This is a genomic window from Haloarchaeobius litoreus, from assembly GCF_024495425.1.
GTDB classification, from domain to species: Archaea; Halobacteriota; Halobacteria; order Halobacteriales; family Natrialbaceae; genus Haloarchaeobius; species Haloarchaeobius litoreus.
Genome location: NZ_JANHJR010000003.1, coordinates 935,511 through 952,895, shown reverse-complemented (window position 1 = coordinate 952,895; position 17,385 = coordinate 935,511). Strand labels below are relative to the sequence as shown.

General features: G+C 69.5%; 16 protein-coding genes. 10 read left to right on the top strand and 6 right to left on the bottom strand.

Translation table 11 applies throughout. The features are described from left to right. The first annotated feature begins 52 nt into the window (after positions 1–52). From NOW55_RS17215 to NOW55_RS17205, 3 genes are all read left to right on the top strand, one after another. Positions 53–1,900 carry a hybrid sensor histidine kinase/response regulator gene (locus NOW55_RS17215; protein ID WP_256401342.1) on the top strand — a complete coding sequence of 616 codons (1,848 nt, stop codon included), beginning with the start codon at positions 53–55 and terminating at the stop codon, positions 1,898–1,900. A 75-nt stretch (positions 1,901–1,975) separates the two neighbouring features. Beyond that, on the top strand, positions 1,976–2,353 hold the full coding sequence (locus NOW55_RS17210) for a DUF7473 family protein (protein WP_256401341.1): 378 nt from the start codon (positions 1,976–1,978) through the stop codon (positions 2,351–2,353). Between the two features lie 60 nt (positions 2,354–2,413). Then, entirely contained in the window at positions 2,414–2,728 is a 315-nt protein-coding gene (locus NOW55_RS17205) for a hypothetical protein (RefSeq protein ID WP_256401340.1), read from the top strand. Between the two features lie 27 nt (positions 2,729–2,755). On the opposite strand, the gene hisG is transcribed toward NOW55_RS17205, so the two are convergent. Together hisG and NOW55_RS17195 are read right to left on the bottom strand one after the other, a co-directional pair. Further along, positions 2,756–3,601 carry an ATP phosphoribosyltransferase gene (hisG, locus tag NOW55_RS17200; RefSeq protein WP_256401339.1) on the bottom strand — a complete coding sequence of 282 codons (846 nt, stop codon included), beginning with the start codon at positions 3,599–3,601 and terminating at the stop codon, positions 2,756–2,758. Positions 3,602–3,679: 78 nt separating this feature from the next. After that, a complete protein-coding gene (locus NOW55_RS17195; RefSeq protein ID WP_256401338.1) occupies positions 3,680–4,456 on the bottom strand; it encodes a stage II sporulation protein M in 777 nt (258 codons plus the stop codon). 225 nt (positions 4,457–4,681) lie between these two features. On the opposite strand from NOW55_RS17195, the gene NOW55_RS17190 reads away from it, so the two are divergent. Beyond that, on the top strand, positions 4,682–5,965 hold the full coding sequence (locus NOW55_RS17190) for an amidohydrolase (RefSeq protein ID WP_256401337.1): 1,284 nt from the start codon (positions 4,682–4,684) through the stop codon (positions 5,963–5,965). Positions 5,966–5,991: 26 nt separating this feature from the next. Here the strand turns inward: NOW55_RS17190 and NOW55_RS17185 are convergent, their stop codons facing one another. Continuing rightward, complete coding sequence (locus tag NOW55_RS17185) at positions 5,992–6,969, bottom strand: archaellin/type IV pilin N-terminal domain-containing protein (RefSeq protein WP_256401336.1); 978 nt, start codon at positions 6,967–6,969, stop codon at positions 5,992–5,994. A 216-nt stretch (positions 6,970–7,185) separates the two neighbouring features. Here NOW55_RS17185 and NOW55_RS17180 point away from each other — a divergent pair, with 216 nt between their 5' ends. Beyond that, positions 7,186–7,776 (top strand): hypothetical protein, encoded by a 591-nt coding sequence (locus tag NOW55_RS17180; RefSeq protein WP_256401335.1) that lies wholly within the window; start codon positions 7,186–7,188, stop codon positions 7,774–7,776. Positions 7,777–7,906: 130 nt separating this feature from the next. Here NOW55_RS17180 and NOW55_RS17175 read toward each other — a convergent pair whose 3' ends face one another. Both NOW55_RS17175 and NOW55_RS17170 read right to left on the bottom strand, forming a co-directional pair. Beyond that, on the bottom strand, positions 7,907–8,638 hold the full coding sequence (locus NOW55_RS17175; RefSeq protein ID WP_256401334.1) for an aspartate/glutamate racemase family protein: 732 nt from the start codon (positions 8,636–8,638) through the stop codon (positions 7,907–7,909). A gap of 40 nt (positions 8,639–8,678) precedes the next feature. Continuing rightward, entirely contained in the window at positions 8,679–10,646 is a 1,968-nt protein-coding gene (locus tag NOW55_RS17170) for an ATP-binding protein (RefSeq protein ID WP_256401333.1), read from the bottom strand. A 163-nt stretch (positions 10,647–10,809) separates the two neighbouring features. On the opposite strand from NOW55_RS17170, the gene NOW55_RS17165 reads away from it, so the two are divergent. From NOW55_RS17165 to hjc, 3 genes are all read left to right on the top strand, one after another. Beyond that, positions 10,810–12,093: an adenosylhomocysteinase gene (locus tag NOW55_RS17165; protein WP_256401332.1), complete on the top strand. Its 1,284-nt coding sequence runs from the start codon at positions 10,810–10,812 to the stop codon at positions 12,091–12,093. Positions 12,094–12,212: 119 nt separating this feature from the next. Continuing rightward, positions 12,213–14,978, top strand: a complete 2,766-nt coding sequence (locus NOW55_RS17160; protein WP_256401331.1) for a coiled-coil domain-containing protein — start codon at positions 12,213–12,215, stop codon at positions 14,976–14,978. A gap of 59 nt (positions 14,979–15,037) precedes the next feature. Continuing rightward, positions 15,038–15,463 carry a Holliday junction resolvase Hjc gene (hjc, locus tag NOW55_RS17155; protein WP_256401330.1) on the top strand — a complete coding sequence of 142 codons (426 nt, stop codon included), beginning with the start codon at positions 15,038–15,040 and terminating at the stop codon, positions 15,461–15,463. Positions 15,464–15,598: 135 nt separating this feature from the next. Here the strand turns inward: hjc and NOW55_RS17150 are convergent, their stop codons facing one another. Continuing rightward, positions 15,599–16,216 (bottom strand): SWIM zinc finger family protein, encoded by a 618-nt coding sequence (locus NOW55_RS17150; RefSeq protein WP_256401329.1) that lies wholly within the window; start codon positions 16,214–16,216, stop codon positions 15,599–15,601. Positions 16,217–16,411: 195 nt separating this feature from the next. Here NOW55_RS17150 and NOW55_RS17145 point away from each other — a divergent pair, with 195 nt between their 5' ends. Both NOW55_RS17145 and NOW55_RS17140 read left to right on the top strand, forming a co-directional pair. Then, on the top strand, positions 16,412–16,756 hold the full coding sequence (locus tag NOW55_RS17145) for a DUF7471 family protein (protein ID WP_256401328.1): 345 nt from the start codon (positions 16,412–16,414) through the stop codon (positions 16,754–16,756). Further along, complete coding sequence (locus tag NOW55_RS17140; RefSeq protein ID WP_256401327.1) at positions 16,753–17,265, top strand: winged helix-turn-helix transcriptional regulator; 513 nt, start codon at positions 16,753–16,755, stop codon at positions 17,263–17,265. The genes NOW55_RS17145 and NOW55_RS17140 overlap by 4 nt, the downstream gene beginning before the upstream one ends. Positions 17,266–17,385 lie beyond the last annotated feature (120 nt).

The window sequence follows — 17,385 nt, the reverse complement described above, 5'->3', positions numbered from 1 at the left end:
GGCGACACACGTCCCCAGAAGAGACATTGCCGTCGAACCCCAGAGGACGGGTATGTCAGCGGAGCCGGCGGCGACGACAGTCCTCCACGTCGACGACGACGAGGAGTTCACCGCCCTCACTGCCGAGTTTCTCGAACGGCAGAGCGACCGCATCAGCGTCGTCTCCACCACGACGGGTGACGAGGCACTCGACCTGCTCGAACGCGAGTCCATCGACTGCGTCGTCTCCGACTACGAGATGCCGGAGCTGGACGGGCTGGAGCTGCTCGCTGCCGTCCGCGAACGGCACGAAGGACTCCCTTTCATCCTCTTCACCGGACGGGGGAGCGAGGAGATCGCCAGCGAGGCCATCTCGGTGGGCGTCACCGACTACCTCCGCAAGGGCGGCGGGACCGACCAGTTCGCCCTGCTCGCGAACCGCATCGAGAACGCCGTCGAGCAGGCCCGGTCGCGTGTGAGCTACCGTGCCGTGTTCGAGAACACCGACGTCGGGCTCACCATCCGCGACACCGAGACGGGCACCGTCGTCGATGTGAACCAGGAGTACTGCGACCTGCTCGGCTACGACCGCAAGACGCTCGTCGGCTCCGGCATCGAGGAGATCACCACGGACGTACCCGGGTACGACGCCGAGCGCGCGGTCGAGCTCCTCGAACGCGCCACCGACGAGGAGTCGTTCCGGTTCGAGTGGCCCGACAGATGCAGCGACGGCTCGACGCGCTGGGTCGAGATCGACGCGACACGCGTCGAGATCGAGGGCAGCGAGCGGTCTCTCATCACGGTCCACGACATCCACGAGCGCCACGAGCGCGAGCAGGTCCTGACGACGCTCCACCGCGTCGCGACCGAGATACAGGACTGCGAGACCATCGAGGCGGCCTGCGAACGGACGGTCGCGGCCGCGGAGTCCATCCTGGAGTTCGAGATGTGCAGCGTGATGGTCGCGGAGGAGGGCTGGCTGGTCCCGAAGGCCATGTCCACCGGCGCACCCGAGGACGGTGCCCGACGGATGCGACCGGACCAGGGACTCGTCGGGAAGACCTACCGGACCGGGGAGTCCACCGTCGTCGACGACGTGGGGTCCGACGGGGAATCGGACCCCGCCAAGGACACCTACCGGTCCGGCCTCAGCGTGCCGATCGGGGAGACGGCGGTGTTCCAGGCCGTCGCCACGGAGCCCGCGGCCTTCTCCCGGCAGGACCGCGAACTCGCGGAGCTGCTCGTCGCCCACACCGCGCGGGCACTCGACAGGATTCGGTTCGAGGCGGAGCTCCGACGGCAGAACGACCGCCTCAACGAGTTCGCGAGCGTCGTGAGCCACGACCTCCGGAACCCGCTCACCGTTGCACAGGGCAAGCTCGACATGGCCAGCGAGCAGTGCGACAGCGAGCACCTCGACCACCTCGGGGACGCGCTCGAACGGATGACGAGCATCACCGAGGACACGCTCCGTCTCGCCCGTCACGGGGGGACCGTCGACGACCCGGGACGCGTCGACCTCGTGACGTTCGCCGACCGCTGCTGGAGCGTCGTCGCGACCGGTGGGACGACACTGACCGTCGCCGACCCCGTCGCCATCCGTGCCGACCCGGACCGGCTCCAGCACGTCCTCGAGAACCTGTTCCGGAACAGTGTGGAACACGCCGGTGAGACGCCGGTCGACGTCCGCATCGGCGGCCTTCCCGACGGCTTCTACGTCGCGGACGACGGCCCCGGAATCCCCGAGGACGAACGCGACCAGGTGTTCGAACCGGGGTACACGACCGCCCGGGACGGAACCGGTTTCGGCCTGGCAATCGTCAGGGAGTTCGCCACCGCGCACGGCTGGAGCGTGCGTGTGACAGAGGGCGAAACCGGCGGTGCGCGCTTCGAGTTCACCGGTGTCGAGCGACTCGACTGACCGAGGTGCCCGCACCCGACGGGCGTGACACCGAGAAGCGGCAGGCACATGACAGCCGGGCCGCTAGCCACGGGCATGGTCGGTCTCACGCCGCTCCAGCTGGACCCGTCGGCCGGCACACCCGTCGCCTACGTCGGGACGTTCCTCGTCGCCACCCTCTTCTACTCGGTGACGCTGCACATCGCGGCACGGAACGTCCTCGGCGACGTGCCGGTCAAGCTCGCGTTCGTCGTCGGCCCGGCGCTCGCGCTCGTCTCGCTGCTGCTCCAGCAGTACGGGCCCGCCGTCGTCCTCCCCGTGACGCTGGTCGCCGACGCGGTCGCCATCCACCTGGTCTACCGCCTCGACGCGAAGCTCACCGCGTTCGTCTCCGTCATCCACTACACGGTCGCGGTCATCCTCGGGTTCACGCTGTTCAACCTCGTCGCGCTTTTGTCCACCGCGCCGGCCTGAGGCCGGGTGGGCGGAATCGCGCATGACCGCCTTTTTGTCGTCGCTCCGCCGAGGAGCCGTATGGACGCATCGAGCCGGACCCGGGTCGCCCGGGGCGGACTGTCGCTGTTGCTCGCCGGTGCCATCGTCGGACTCGTCGCCGTGAGCGGGCTCCAGAACACGACCGGGCTCGCCGTCGCGTTCGTCGTGTTCGGGGTCGCCGCGCTCGTCGTCGGGAAGGCCGCCGAACAGCAGGTGCTGCTCGGCATCTGGCTCGCGCCGGTCGTCGCCGGCGTCATCGTCTACGCGTTCGAGCCGGACGCGCTGCTGACGCAGTCGTTCCTGCTCGGCGTCATCGGCGTCGCGCAGCTGCTGTTCTCGCAGGCAGGGAAGTAGAAGGGGAACTGCGGTTCGGACGGTCGGCTACTCCACGAGCCGCTCTATCTCGGTGACGAGGATGTCGCTCGCGCCCTCGCCCTTGACCTCGTTGATGGTCTCGAACACGTCCCGTTCGTCGACGACGGCGTGGACCGCCAGCTTGTCCGAGCCAGCGATGTTCATGACCGTCGGGCCACCCATGCCGGGGATGACCTCGCGGACGGCGTCGAGGTTCGCCTCGGGGACGTTCATCATCAGGTAGCGCTTGCCCTCCGCGGCGATGACGGAGTCGAACGCCATCCGGATCTGCTCGGTCTTCTCGTCGTCGGCCACGTCCGGGCGGGCGACGAGACGGACCGAGGATTTGAGCACCTCGTCGATGATGGCGAGGCGGTTGACCTTCAGCGTCGTCCCCGTGGAGGTGATGTCGACGATGGCGTCGGCCATGTCCACGTGGGGCGTGAGCTCGGTCGCGCCGGTCACCTCGACGATGTCGGCGTCGATGTTGCGCTCGTCGAAGTACTCACGGGTGATGCGGGGGAACTCCGTGGCGACGGTCCGTCCGTCGAGGTCGAACGGCGTCTGGATGTCGCCGTCCTCCGGCGCGGCGAGCACGAGCCGGCACTGCCCGTAGCCGAGGTCGAGCAGGTCGGCGACGTCGACGCCGGCCTCGCGGACCTGGTCGTGACCCGTCACCCCGAGGTCGGCCGCGCCGTCGGCGACGTACTCGGGGATGTCGGCGGCCCGGGCGAACAGCAGGGTCACGTCGGGGTCGACGGTGTCGGCGTACAGCTTCCGGTCGGCCCCGTCGACGACGTGGAGTCCGGCCCGTTCCAGCAGGTCGATGGTCGGGTCGTGCAGTCGGCCCTTGTTCGGTACCGCGATGCGCATTTGACGGCTCTTCGCGTCCGGGCGGGAACTGCCTTTCCATCCGCCCGGAGCTTGCCGGTTCGGCGCGCAACAGGGGCGTCAGGGCGCTGGCGTGCCGTACACCTGCTCCAGCAGCCACGTCGTCACGTGCATCTCGACGACGGCGGCGACGGCGAGCGCGGCCACCGAGACGGCGACGAGCAGGCCCGTCCGTTTCACCTCGCCGCGGGTGTAGAAGTGGTCGCGGCGGTCGAAGACGTAGAGCACGATGTTCCCCAGGAAGCGGTACGCGATGGCCGCCCCGACGAACAGCGCCGGCAGTTCGAGGACGCCGTGGGGGAGCAGCGCCAGCAGCACGAAGCCGTAGCCCTCCTGTGCGGCGGCGGGCGTGACGACGTAGCCGACGAGCACGCCGTTGAAGACGAGGCCGATGGTCGTCAGGATGCCGCCCGTCAACGCGCCGAGGATGAACACGAAGAAGGCGCGGGTGTTGTTCAGGAAGATGAACAGCGCGGTGATGTCGTCGGGGAACATCTCGCTCGGCGAGCTGAACCCCATCGCGCCGAACAGGTCGAAGCCGACCTCCCAGAGCGCGACGCCGAGCGGGATGCTCAGCAGGAACAGCACCGCGGCGAACGCGGTGTAGCGGCGGTGCTCGCGCCAGCCGAGCGCGAACCCGTCCCACGAGAGCGTCGGCGGGTCGTCGTGCCCGGGTGGAGTCGTCTCGCCGGTCTCGGCTGTCGCGTCGGGTCCGGCGGTCTCGGCTTTCGCCGCTTCCGGCTCATCGGTGTCGAACGACCAGCCGACGCCGTCGTCGGTCTCGGTCGGCTTCGTCGCTGGCTCCCCGTCTGGAGGGTCGTCGGGGCGGTCGGTCATGGTCGTCGTTACGACCGCCAGCCGAAAAAACCGCCCGTCGGTCGCCGGGACTCACCGGGACGCCCCGAGAGCTTACAGATATCGTAAACCTCCGCCGGTGTCGGCCGCCAACCAGCCGGGGCTTACCGGTCGAACTATCCATCGCCACTCGGGTGAGCACCACCCGGAGAGAACACGAACCGTACCCGATGGAGTCTTGACCCGTCCACCGAAAACACGCCCAACATGGAACTCGCAGTCACCGGTGGACGGGTCCTCTCGCCGGACCTCACAGTGAGGGAGGCAGACGTGCTGGTCGACGCCGACGAGGGCGTCGTTCGCGAGGTCGGCCAGACGCTCACTGGCGACGAAGAACTGGACGCGAGCGGCGGGCTCGTGATGCCCGGGCTGGTGAACGCCCACACGCACGTCGCGATGACACTGCTCCGGGGCTACGCGGACGACAAGCCGCTCGAGGCGTGGCTCCAGGAGGACATCTGGCCGGCGGAGGGCGAGCTGACGCCGGCGGACGTGCGGGTCGGTGCCGAACTGGGGATGCTGGAGATGATCAAGACGGGGACGACCGCCTTCGCGGACATGTACTTCCACGTCCCGGAGATCGTCGACGCGGTCGCGGACGCTGGCCTCCGGGCGCGGCTCGGCCACGGCGTCGTCACCGTGGCGAAGGGGACGGAGACGGCCCACGACGACGCCGAGGAGAGCATCGAAGTGGCGCGGGAGTTCGACGGCGCGGCCGACGGCCGGGTCCGCACCGCGTTCATGCCGCACTCGCTGACGACCGTCGGGAGCAACTTCCTCGACGAGTACGTCCCGCAGGCCCGCGAGGCGGGCGTCCCGGTGCACATCCACGCGAACGAGACCGTCGACGAGGTCGAGCCCATCGTCGAGGAGTACGGGATGCGACCCCTGGAGTACGCCCGCGAGCACGGCCTGCTCGAACCCGAGGACTTCGTCGCCCACGGCGTCCACACCACGCCGGAGGAGCACGAGCTGCTCGCGGAGACGGGCGCGGGCGTCGTCCACTGCCCGGCGTCGAACATGAAGCTCGCGAGCGGGATGGCCCCCGTGCAGGCGATGCGCGACGCGGGCGTCTCGGTCGGCCTCGGAACGGACGGCGCGGCGTCGAACAACGACCTCTCGCTGTTCGACGAGATGCGCGACGCGGCGATGCTCGGCAAGCTCGCGGCCGACGACGCGAGCGCGGTGCCCGCCGAGGCAGTCGTCGAGATGGCGACGCAGGGCGGCGCTGACGTGACGGGGCTCCCGGGCGGGCGCATCGAGGCCGGTTCGGCGGCGGACCTCGTCGTCGTCGACCTCGACGCGCCGCACCTCACGCCCGGCCACGACCTCGTGAGCCACCTCGCCTACGCCGCGACGGGGAGCGACGTGCGCCACACGATGTGCGACGGGGCGGTGCTCATGCGCGACCGCGAGGTGCTGACGATGGACGAGGAGAGCGTGCTGGAGCGGGCGGAGACGACAGCCGCCGAGCTGGTCGAGCGGGTCTGAGTCGAGAGACCGGCGTCGGCACGCGACTACGCGACCGACACCGGTGCGAGCGAGGCGGAACTGTCGTTCTCGTAGATTCTGACGTTGCGGAACCGCGAGTTCGGTGGGTCCTCACGGTCGGGAGTACAGCCGGAGTTCGTGTCGCAGTCGGTGATGAACACGATGTACTCCGTGTTGCCGTCGTAGCCGTTCGCCTCGTAGTGGTCACCGATGGGCACCTCGTAGCGGACCCAGCCGTCGCTCTGCTGGTAACGCTCCAGGCCGTCGAAGTTGGCCACGTCGTGGCCCCAGTACTGGTCGCCGTACACCTCGATGACCCGGCCCCCGGTCTGGTCCTGGTCGTCCTCCAGCCCGATACCGTGTATCTCACCCATCGAGGTGCTCCTGAACTCGAAGACGAGCGTCGTGTTCTCGGTCACGGTGTAGTCGCGCTCGATGTACTTCCACTGGTTCCCCTCCATCGAGACGGTCGCGCCGCTATCCTCGACGGTCGTGTCGCCGGTGCCGTCCTGGTTGCTCTCGAACGACTGCGTCGGCGCGCTGGACTCGAAGTCGACGACCGACGGACTGCTGGCGGATGGGAGCGTGACGCGCTGCTCGTCGACGACGGCGTCGGTCGGCCGGTGGATCAGCTGGACCGTGGTCGGCCCGGAGAGGAGTTGCGTCGTCCGGAGACTGTCGCCCGCGTCGACGATGCCGTCGCTGGTGCCGGAGCGGTTCCCGAACGCCGACAGGGCCATCCGCGAGGTCGAGTTCCCGTCGCGGACGACGACGTCGAACTCCTCGATTCGCAGGTCGTCGCCGCCCTGATGGCTGACGACGAGCGTCTGTGCGTCCGGGCCGTTGCCCTCGACGCTCACGTCGATGCTCGCCGACGGCGCGTTGCCGAGCAGGTCCGGCGACAGGTCGAAGATGACGACCCCGGCCGCCCCCGCCGCGACGAGCACCAGCGCGACCATCAGCAGCGTCCCGATCGGTGCCGACTGTCCCCGTCCCCTTCGCATGCTCGGCAGTGGGTGAGCGACGACCATCAAATTATCGGCCTGTTGACAAGGTTAGTGGGTTATCCTATCACGGCGACAGGCGCAGAATTGAACGTCGAGAATCGTTTGTAAACGGTGAAACAATCTCTGCGTCCGTCTGGCCGAGCCGGCAAACGGAATGAACCAGATGAACGTGCTCACGGCTTTATCCCCCTCTCTGTCACAGGATGGGGTGTGATGAGCACAAAGACGACGTTCGCACTGTTCGGCGCACTGCTGCTCGTGGTCGGTGCCGTCGCCCCGGCGGCCGCCGCCGCAGGCGCGACGCCGGCACAGCCCGTGGACAGCACAGCCACGGACCTGACGCCGGACGACAACGAGACCGACGACAACGAGACTGACCTGCCCGACAACGAGACCGACGACGCCGACGAGAACGAGACCGACATCGACGGCGACAACGAGACGGAACTCGACGGGAACGAGACGGACAGCGAGCAGAGCTCCGCGGACGCCCACAACGAGTTCGCCCGGATGCTCACCGAGTACGTCCAGAACGTGACGAACGACTCGAACGTTTCGGCACCCGGCCTCCACATCGCGGAGTGGGTCATCGAGCACAACCCCGGTAACGCGCCGGAGCACGCCGGCCCACCGGCACACGCAGGCCCCGGTGCGGACAACACGACCGCCAACGAGACGGACGGCGGCCAGGGTCCCCCGGACCACGTCGGTGACGACGGCGACGACGACGAAGAGGAGGACGACGGCAGCGGTTCCGACAACGGTTCGTCGGCCAGCGTCTTCGCGTTCCTCGCGTTCTTCTGACCACCGAGGCTGACCCCTCGAGCTGATTCCCCGACCGCGTCGGCCCGACCGACCGCGGATCCCCCACCGCGTCGGCACCGCCGACCGCGACTCCCCCGTATCACGGCGGGTCGGTTCCCACCACTCCCCCTTACTGCGACGCTCCGACGCCGAGACTCCGGTCCACGGCGTCTGCGACGTGCAACGCGGTCGTGTCGAACAGCGGCGTGTCGGGCACGTCCGACTGCGCGACGAGCATCTCGATCTCGGTGCAGCCGAGGACGACGCCCTGGGCACCCGCGGCGACGAGTTCCTCGATGGCCGCGATGTAGGCTGCACGGGACTCGTCCGTGACGATGCCCTTCGTCAGCTCGTCGAAGATGACGTCGTGGACCTGCTGGCGACGGTCGGCGTCCGGCACGACCACGTCGATGCCGTGGTCGGCGAAGCGGCTCTCGTAGAACTCGCCCTCCATCACCGGCCGGGTGCCGAGGACACCCACGGTGTCGAGCCCGGCGTCGGCGATGGCTTCGGCCGTCGGGTCGACGATGTGGACGAACGGCACCGAGAGCGCGTCCTCGATGGCGGGCGCGACGCGGTGCATCGTGTTCGTCGCCATGACGACGAAGTCCGCGCCCCCGGCTTCGAGGTCGGCGGCCGCGTCGGCGAGGTAGTCGCCGGCGTCGTCCCACCGCTCGTCGGCGATGAAGCCCTCGATGTCCGCGAAGTTCACGCTCCGGATGACCACCTGCCCGGCGGTGTGGCCGCCCCGCTCCGCGTTGATGCCCGCGTCGATGCCGCGGTAGTACTGGACCGTCGATTCGCTGCTCATCCCGCCGAGGATACCGACCGTCTGGAGGGTGCTGTCGCGTGGGGCGTCCATACACCGGGGTCGGCCCGATGCGAGAAAAAACCGACCGACCCTACGGTCGAGGGAGCCCGACGGTGAACGCCGCCCCGCCCCGCTCGCGGTTGGTCGCCTCGACGCGCCCCCCGTACGAGTCCACGATCTCGTGGACGAGGTAGAGCCCGAAGCCGGTGCCGGGGCTCTCGAACCCCTTCTGGCCCTTCTCGAAGACGTGCGCCATCACCGCCTCGTCGATGCCCGGCCCGTCGTCGAGCACCCGGACGACCACCTCGTCGTCGCCCACCTCGGTCTCGACGCGAACCCGTGCGGTCGGCCCCTCGTTGTGCTGGACCGCGTTCGTCAGCAGGTTCTCGAACACCTCCGGCAACAGGTCGTCCGCGAGCACCGGGACGTCCGGGAGTTCGTCGTGCTCGAACGTCGCGTCGTCGTAGGCACGGTCGGCCTTCGCCAGCTCGTCGTCGAGCACGTCGTCGAGCGCCACCGGCTGCGACTCGTGCTCCTCGCCCTCGACGATGGCCTTCATGAACGTCCGCATCGTCTCGATGAGGTCGGTCATGTCCTCGACACGCTCCTGGATGGTGGCGAGGTGGGGCGCGACGTCGTCGTCGACGTGCCCTTCGAGGATGTTCGCCCGCGCCTCGACCACGTTCATCCCGTTGAGGAGGTTGTGTCGGATGATGCGGTTGACGAACTCCAGCCGCTCGCGCTCGTGCTCGAGCTGTTTCTCGCGTGCCCGCCGCTCGGTCATGTCGCGGGTCACCTTCAGGAAGCCCTGGAGCTCGCCGTCGTCGTCGTGCAGCGCCGTGATGACGGCGTTCACCCAGATGCGCGAGCCGTCGGCCCGGACCCGCCAGCCCGTGTCGACCGCCCGACCCCGCTCCCGGGCACGGTCGAGCAGCTCGTCGGCGTAACCGATCTCGCGGTCGGCCTCGGTGTGGAACGTCCGGACGTGCTCGCCGACGATATCCCGCTCCTCGTAGCCCTTGATCTCCTCCGCGCCGCGGTTCCAGCTCTCGACGTGTCCGTCGGGGTCGAGCCGGAAGATGGCGTAGTCCTCGACGTCCTGCACCAGCGACTCGAACTCGCGTCGCGCCTGCTGGAGCTGCTCCTCGGCACGGTCCTCCCGGATGCTGTTGGCGAGCTCGTGGCCCAGCGAGTTCGCGGTGATGTCGAGCAGCGTGAGCTCCCAGTCGAGCCCTCCCTGCTTCGGTGCGGCATCGGCGAACGACAGCACGCCGTACTGCTCGCCCTCGACGGCGACCGGGACGCCGACGTAGTAGTCCAGGCCCGCGTCCCCGGCGACGCCGACCGGGTGGCGGTCCGGCCACCGCTCTGCCGCGTCGTCGGCGTGGACGAGCGCGTCCCGCCCCGAGACGACGCCCGCGATCGTCTCCGACGTGTCGATGGCGTGGCCGGGGGCGACGGCCGCGTCGACGCTGGAGATGACGTTCTCGACGAGCACGCGCCCGTCGCCGAACCGGGCGAAGGCGGCGTGGTCAGCTCCGAGCATCCGCCCGGCCACGTCGAGCAGTTCGTCGAGGCGGTCGTCGAGGTCGCGCGACCGGTCGAGCAGGATGTCGTGGACGGCGCGGAGGGTCCGTTCGCGCCGGTCGAGTCGGTCGAGCGCGTGCTTCTGGTCGCTGACGTCGACGTAGCACTCCACCCGACCGCCCGCGTACTCCCCGTCCTCTATCGGATGGGTGCGGCGTTCGAGCCACCGGTCCTCGGCACCATCGACGACGTGGAGCTCCCGGTTGGGACCGTCGACGCCGCCCTCGGACACGGCATCGACGAACCCCTCACCGTCGGCGAGCCGGGGGGCGACCTGCTCAGCGAACACCTCGGCGGTCAGCCCGCCGACTGTCGTGGCGTCGACACCGAGGTACCGCGTCGCCGCGTCGTTCGACCAGACCACCCGGCCATCGGCGTCGAGGACGACGACACCCGTGTCCGCGGCGGCGAGCAGCGCCGCACCCGCCGGCGGCTCCTTCCCCCGGGCGGACGCGTTCCCCTCGCCGCTCACACGAGCGACACCTCGCTCGGTCCGCAGCGTCGAGTCATGGACGGGGCTAGTCGACCCGAACCTAAAATCGTGCGCCCTACATACGTCGTCGAAGGCGATGCGAGCGGCAGCAGCGCCAGCCGACTCCGGTAGGGTTTTCCACCAGCTACCCCTCCCAGAACGTATGAGTCAGTACCCGCCGATCAGCGAGCAACTCGACGATATCGAGGCGGCTCGCGACGAGGGCCGACGCAAGATGGACTGGGCACGCCAGCACATGCCCATCCTGAACGCACTGCGCGAGGAGTTCGAGCGCGACCAGCCGTTCGCGGACCAGCGCATCGGCATGGCGATGCACGTCGAGGCGAAGACCGCGAACCTCGTCGAACTGCTCGCCGACGGCGGCGCGGAGGTGGCCATCACCGGCTGCAACCCGCTGTCGACACACGACGACGTGAGCGCGGCGCTCGACACCCACGACAACATCACGAGCTACGCGAAACGGGGCGTCGACGACGACGAGTACTACGAGGCCATCGAGGCCGTCATCGACATCGAGCCGACCATCACGGTCGACGACGGGATGGACATGGTCGCCGCCATCCACGAGGACTACCCGGAGCTCATCGACTCCATCGTCGGCGGTGCCGAGGAGACGACGACCGGCGTCCACCGCCTCCGCGCGATGGACGAGGACGGCGCGCTCGACTACCCCGTCTTCGCCGTCAACGACACGCCGATGAAGCGCCTGTTCGACAACGTCCACGGCACCGGCGAGTCCTCGCTGGCCACCATCGCGATGACGACGAACCTCTCCTACGCGGGCAAGAACATCGTCGTCGCGGGCTACGGCGACTGCGGCCGCGGCGTCGCCAAGAAGGCGAGCGGACAGAACGCGAACGTCATCGTCACCGAGGTCGAGCCCCGGCGCGCGCTCGAAGCCCACATGGAGGGCTACGACGTGATGCCGATGGCCGAGGCCGCCGAGGTCGGCGACGTGTTCCTCACCGTCACCGGCAACCGCGACGTCGTCACCGCCGAGCACTTCGAGCGGATGAAAGACGGCGTGCTGCTCGCCAACGCCGGCCACTTCGACATCGAGGTCGACCTCGACGCGCTCTCGGACATGGCGGTCGACCGGTACGAGGCCCGCGACGGCGTCGAGGCCTACGAGATGGACGACGGCCGCCGGCTGAACGTGCTCGCCGAGGGTCGGCTGGTCAACCTCGCCTCGCCCATCGCGCTCGGCCACCCCGTCGAGGTCATGGACCAGTCCTTCGGCGTGCAGGCCGTCTGCGTGCGCGAACTCGTCGAGAACGGCGACGCCTACGATGCGGGCGTCCACGAGGTGCCCGACCGACTCGACCGGGAGGTCGCGGAGATAAAGCTCGACGCAGAAGGCGTCGACTTCGATTCGCTGACAGACGCCCAGACCGAGTACATGGGCTCCTGGCAGCACGGGACCTAGGGCGGTCGGCGATTTTCCCGCCGTACACCTCGGATTGCATCAATTTACCCCATTGAACTCTTAATTTCCATGAAACCTTCCGATAGGATGAAATGGGTCGGGGATGTTGATGCACCAACGTGAGCGAGGAACACGAACTATCGACGGACGAGGAATCGGTCGACTGGCCACCAGCGGACGGTGATGCCGTGGTGGTCGCCGAGGGGGGCGTCCGGGTTCGAAAGTGGGTGACTGACCGAGGGGCGGCCGTGCCAGTCGTGACGTACGACATCGCATCGATGCGCGACGAGCCGGTGACACTGGAGCTCCGGGACTCGACACCGGACTCGCTGGAGCCGGACGAGTTCGGCTTCCACGACGATTACGAGGCCGAGAACTGGCGGCGGACCGGACCACACGACATCGCGTACCGCCGCCGGCTCGAACCGGACGAATCGGTGACGACGGTGTACGGCGTCCGGCGCTCGTCGCTGGACGACCCCGCACCCTTCCTGAACGAGCCGGCCATCGGCGTCACGGTCGACGCGGACGAGACCGCCGAGGCCGCCGGCGAGGCCGTCTCCACGCTGGACGTCGATGGCGAGGAGATGAGCGTGAACGAACCCGAGGGGAGCGACGATGCCGACGCGGCGGACGAGAAACCGGTCGAGACGCTCTCGCTGGACGATCCGAGCGAGACACCCGGGTCGGCGACCGACGACGTGGCGACGACGGAGGCACCCTCGGCGTTCGACGACGCGGCGACCGCGGCCTCCGACGGCGACGGCGCGGACGACGAGAGCGACGACGAGGCCGCGGAGACGCCGCCCGAGTCGGCACCGGAACCACGCGAGGGCGAGCCGGTCGGCTCCCGACTCGCGGCCGAACTGCGCGAGGGACGGCTCCCGGAAGGCGACCGCGACGCCATCGCCTCGGCGCTGAACCTGGAGCTCTCCGAGTCGACGGCCGCCTTCCTGGACCGGCTCCGCGACCGCGTCCAACAGCGCCGCGACCAGCTCGAAGGCGAGATCGAGGAGCTCGACGAGAGCATCGCCGAGCTGTACGGGCTCAAGGCCGACGCGGCCGACGTCCAGCAGACCCGGGCCGACCTGGCAGATCTCGACGACGCGGCCGCCCGCGCCGACGACCTCGAGACCGTGCGCGACGCCGTCGAGACGCTCGACCAGGCGAAAGCCGAGGTCGACAGGCTCGCCGCGCTGGAGTCCCGGCTCGACGACCTCTCACAGGAGGCCGCCCGTGCAGAGGCGGTCGACCAGCTCGACGCCCGCGTCGACGACCTCGACGACACAGCCGCCCGTGCAGACGACCTCGACGACCTCGTGGAGACGGTCGACGATGTCGAGGAACGGATGGCGACCGCCGAGTCGCTGGCCGAGACGGACGACCGGCTCGCCGACCTCGACGACGCAGCCGCCCGCGCCGACGACCTCGACGCGCTCCGCGAGCGCGTCACGGCGCACGAGACCGGGACGGCCGACGAGTTCGAGGTGCTCCGGGGCGAGCTCGACAGCGCAGTCGAGTCGGCACGCTCGGACCTCGGTGCCGACATCGAGGCAGCCCGGTCCGAGCTCAGCGCCGAGATAGAGTCGGTCCGGACGGACCTCGTGGCCGACGTCGAGGCGCTCCGTGCGGAGCGCGAAGCCGCGACCGCCACGGTCCGCGACGACCTGACCGGGCGCGTGACCGACCTCCGGGCCGACACCGAGGCCGACGTCGCAGCCATCGAGCAGACGCTCCAGGACGAGTACGTCACGCAGGCCGACGTCGACGCGGTCATCGAGGACCGGATCGAGACGAGTCTCCGGGCCATGATGCTGCTGGCGCTCGGCTCCGGCGGCGTGCTCCTCTCGCTGGTGCTCGCCGCGACCGGTGCGGCGTCCATCGCGCTCAGCGCCTTCCTCGTGGGGGCGCTGCTGCTCGGCGGCTGGTGGTACCTCCAGCCCGGCGACATCCTGCCGGGCAGTGATGCGGCGGCCAACGCCGGCGTCCCCGGCGCCGATGCGGTCGCCTCCGGGGGCAGCGGCGCTGAGCCGGGTGACGACGATGGCGGTTCGGCCGAGGCAGCGGACGCCGGGGCGACGGTGGACGCATCGACGGTCGACGAGCCCGGACCGGCCCCTGCTGCCGAGGAGAGCGACGAGGCATCCGAGGTCATCGACGAGAGCGACGATGACGAGGTCTCCGAGGCTGTTACAGACGACGACGAGCCCGGGGCCGTTACCGACCCAGACGACGGGTCTTCGGGCGAGGACGACGACGAACCAGACGCCGAGGCCAGTGTCGAAGCCGACGACGGTACCGTCTCCGAGGCGGTCACGGACGACGAGGTCGACGTCGGCGACGAGTTCGGTGCCGGCGCGGACCTCGAGGTCGGCGACATCGACCTCGTAGACGAGGCAGCCGACGAACCCGCGGGTGAGGAGGAGGTCACCGAGATGTCGGACGCCGCCAGCGCGGAACCGGCACCCGTCGACGCTGAAGACGAGGACGCCGAACCGTCGCAGGCCGAAGACGAAGCGACACCGGACGACGAGGACCCGGCGGAGGTCGAACTGGACGGCGACGACGATGAAGCGGTCGACGCTGCAGACGAAGGCATCGAGGACGCCGAGACCGGTGACGAGGCAGCCGACGCCGACGACGAGGCAGCCGACGCCGACGACGAGGCAGCCGACACCGACGACGAGGCAGCCGACACCGACGACGAGGCAGCCGATACCGACGACGAGACGGCCGATGTCGCAGACGCCGACGAGGGCAGCGCGGAACCCGACGACGTGGCCGCCGCTGCCGCCGCAGCCATCGAGGCCGTCGAGGACGGCGACGAGGAGGACCGTCGGATGGACGCCGACGGCGGCACCGAGCTGACCGACGACGAGACGTAGCCGGCGGCCGCGCGACCGACGACGGGTCATTTTTAACCGGCGCTCGCCGATGAACTGCCATGAGTTCCAGCCGCAAGGGCGACAGGCGGGAGCGCGAGCTCGTCAACCGCCTCGACGAGGCCGGCTTCGCGGTGATGCGTGCGCCGGCGAGCGGGAGTGCGACGGAGCGGGAGCTACCGGACGTCCTGGCGGGCGACGGCGAGCGGTTCTACGCCATCGAGGCGAAGTCCTCCTCGGGGCGGCCCATCTACCTCGACGGAGAGGAGATCGAGGCGCTGCTGTACTTCTCGCAGAACTTCGGCGCGAAGGCCAGGGTCGGGGTCCGCTTCGACCGCGAGGACTGGTTCTTCTTCCACCCGGCGGACCTGCACACGACCGACGGGGGGAACTACCGGGTGAAGAAGGAGACGGCGCTCAGCGACGGCACCGACTTCGAGGAGTTCGTCGGCGGCTCGCGGAAGCGCGACCTCGGGGAGTACGAGTAGGCGAACAGGGGTGCTGCGGAGCGGCCGGTGCAGGCGACGCCCGGGGACGTCCGGCGACACACCGCGCGACCGCGTCGCGCCGGACGATGGCTGGTCAGGACACGCCCGGGTTGGCCACGTCCTGCTATTTGAACCTCAGTGCTGGTCGGGGTCGACGCGCCGGAGTCGTGACACCGGGAACGAGTAGACCCGGAGCGAGTCCGGCGTCGTGCCGTCGTCGAACTCGGCACCGGCGGGGAAGACGGCGGTCACGACCGGGTCGTCCGGGGGGTACGCGCGGTTGGTCTCGTACTCGGCGACGGTGCAGTCGTGGCTCTCGATGCGGACCTCGTCGGCCCGACGTGGGGAGACACCGACGACGAGGACGGTCGCGCCCGTCTCGCGGTCCGTGGCGAGGTCGCCGCGGCGGAGCGCGTGCTGGTCGCAGAGGTGCGGTTCAGGTCCGTCCGGATGGACGAACGTCGTGCTACCACAGACGGCACAGCCGACGGCGACGTGGCTCGGCGGGGGGACCGCACCCTCCGTGATCTCGATGGCGACGCGGCGGAGGTGCTTGCAGCGTTCGTCCCGGAACGTGTGGTCCGGGCAGGTACAGCGGTGCTCGCGTGCGTCGACGAGGTACGAGCCGTGCTCGGTCGCGACGGCGTAGCGGCCGCTCCCGAGCGGGGCGACAGCCATCGGTTCGGTCCGTGCCCGCCGCGACCGGGGGTCGAGGTGGGCGTCGGCGGGGACGGGTCGGGTGTACCGTGCCATGGTATCGGTCGTCGGTGGGGGCGACGAGTCGGGGTGCTCTGACGCGGGTGAGCTTCTGGTGTGCGCCATGGGTATGCTCCATCGAACCGTGCGTTTCAGCCCGGTTCGAATTCGAGTGGAAATAGGGGTCGGGAGTACGTAAGTCTTCCACCCGAATCGAACGATTGAGGTGTCGTGAACACCTACAGCGACCAAATGGGCTTCCCACCGGGGGGCACTCCGCTCCACGCACAGACGACCATCGTCGACCCGGTGCTGCTCGCGGTCGTCGGACTGGCCGCGCTCGGCTCGGCCGTCCTGCTCGGCCTGGGACTCGCTGCCTACGTCCGCCGACGCTCGCGGCCGTTTCTGCTCGTGGTGCTCGCGCTGGCCGCCATCGCCGCGCGGTCTGCCGTCGCGTGGGTCACGATGCTGGGGATGCTCCCGGACGCGACCCACCACCTCGTCGAGCACGGTCTCGACGTGGTGATGACGGCGCTCGTCGTCGGTGCGGTGTGGTACGCGCGGTCCCTCCGGCAGGGGACGGGGGTCAACCAATGACGGACACGAGAGTACTCATCGCGACCGAGATCGAGAAGACGCCGGGGGTACACTTCAACGAGCTCGTCCGTGAGCTGCCCGTCGCACCGGGGCAGGTCCAGTACCACGTGCGCGACCTTGTCGGCGCTGGCGAGGTGGTCCGTGAGGAGCTGTTCGGCAGGACACACTACTACCCGCCGGAGTACGACGAGTTCGACCGCGCGGCCGTCGCACTCATCCGTCGCGAGACGACCCGCGAGGTGCTCGTGACGCTCATCGAGGGCGGCCCGCAGGGGCCGGCGACGGTCGCCGACGAGGTCGGTATCGCTCGCTCCACGCTCGAACACCACGTCGACAACCTCGTCGAAGCGGACCTCGTCCGGAAGCGACGGGACTCCCGGAACCGAGTCACGCTGGTCCTCGCCACCCCCGAGCGGACCGGCGAACTGCTCTCGGACGTGACGCCCACGCTGCCCGAGCGCCTCGTGGACCGGTTCACCCTGCTGGTCGACGAGCTACTCGCCGAGTAGTTCTTATACGAAGCCGCGGCCAGCCCCGGCGTGTCCTGACCGACGCGCGCCGGCGGCCCGGGCGGGTGTGCGACGAACCCCGGCGCGACAGCTGTTCGTCGCCTGTTCGCCCTTTCGACT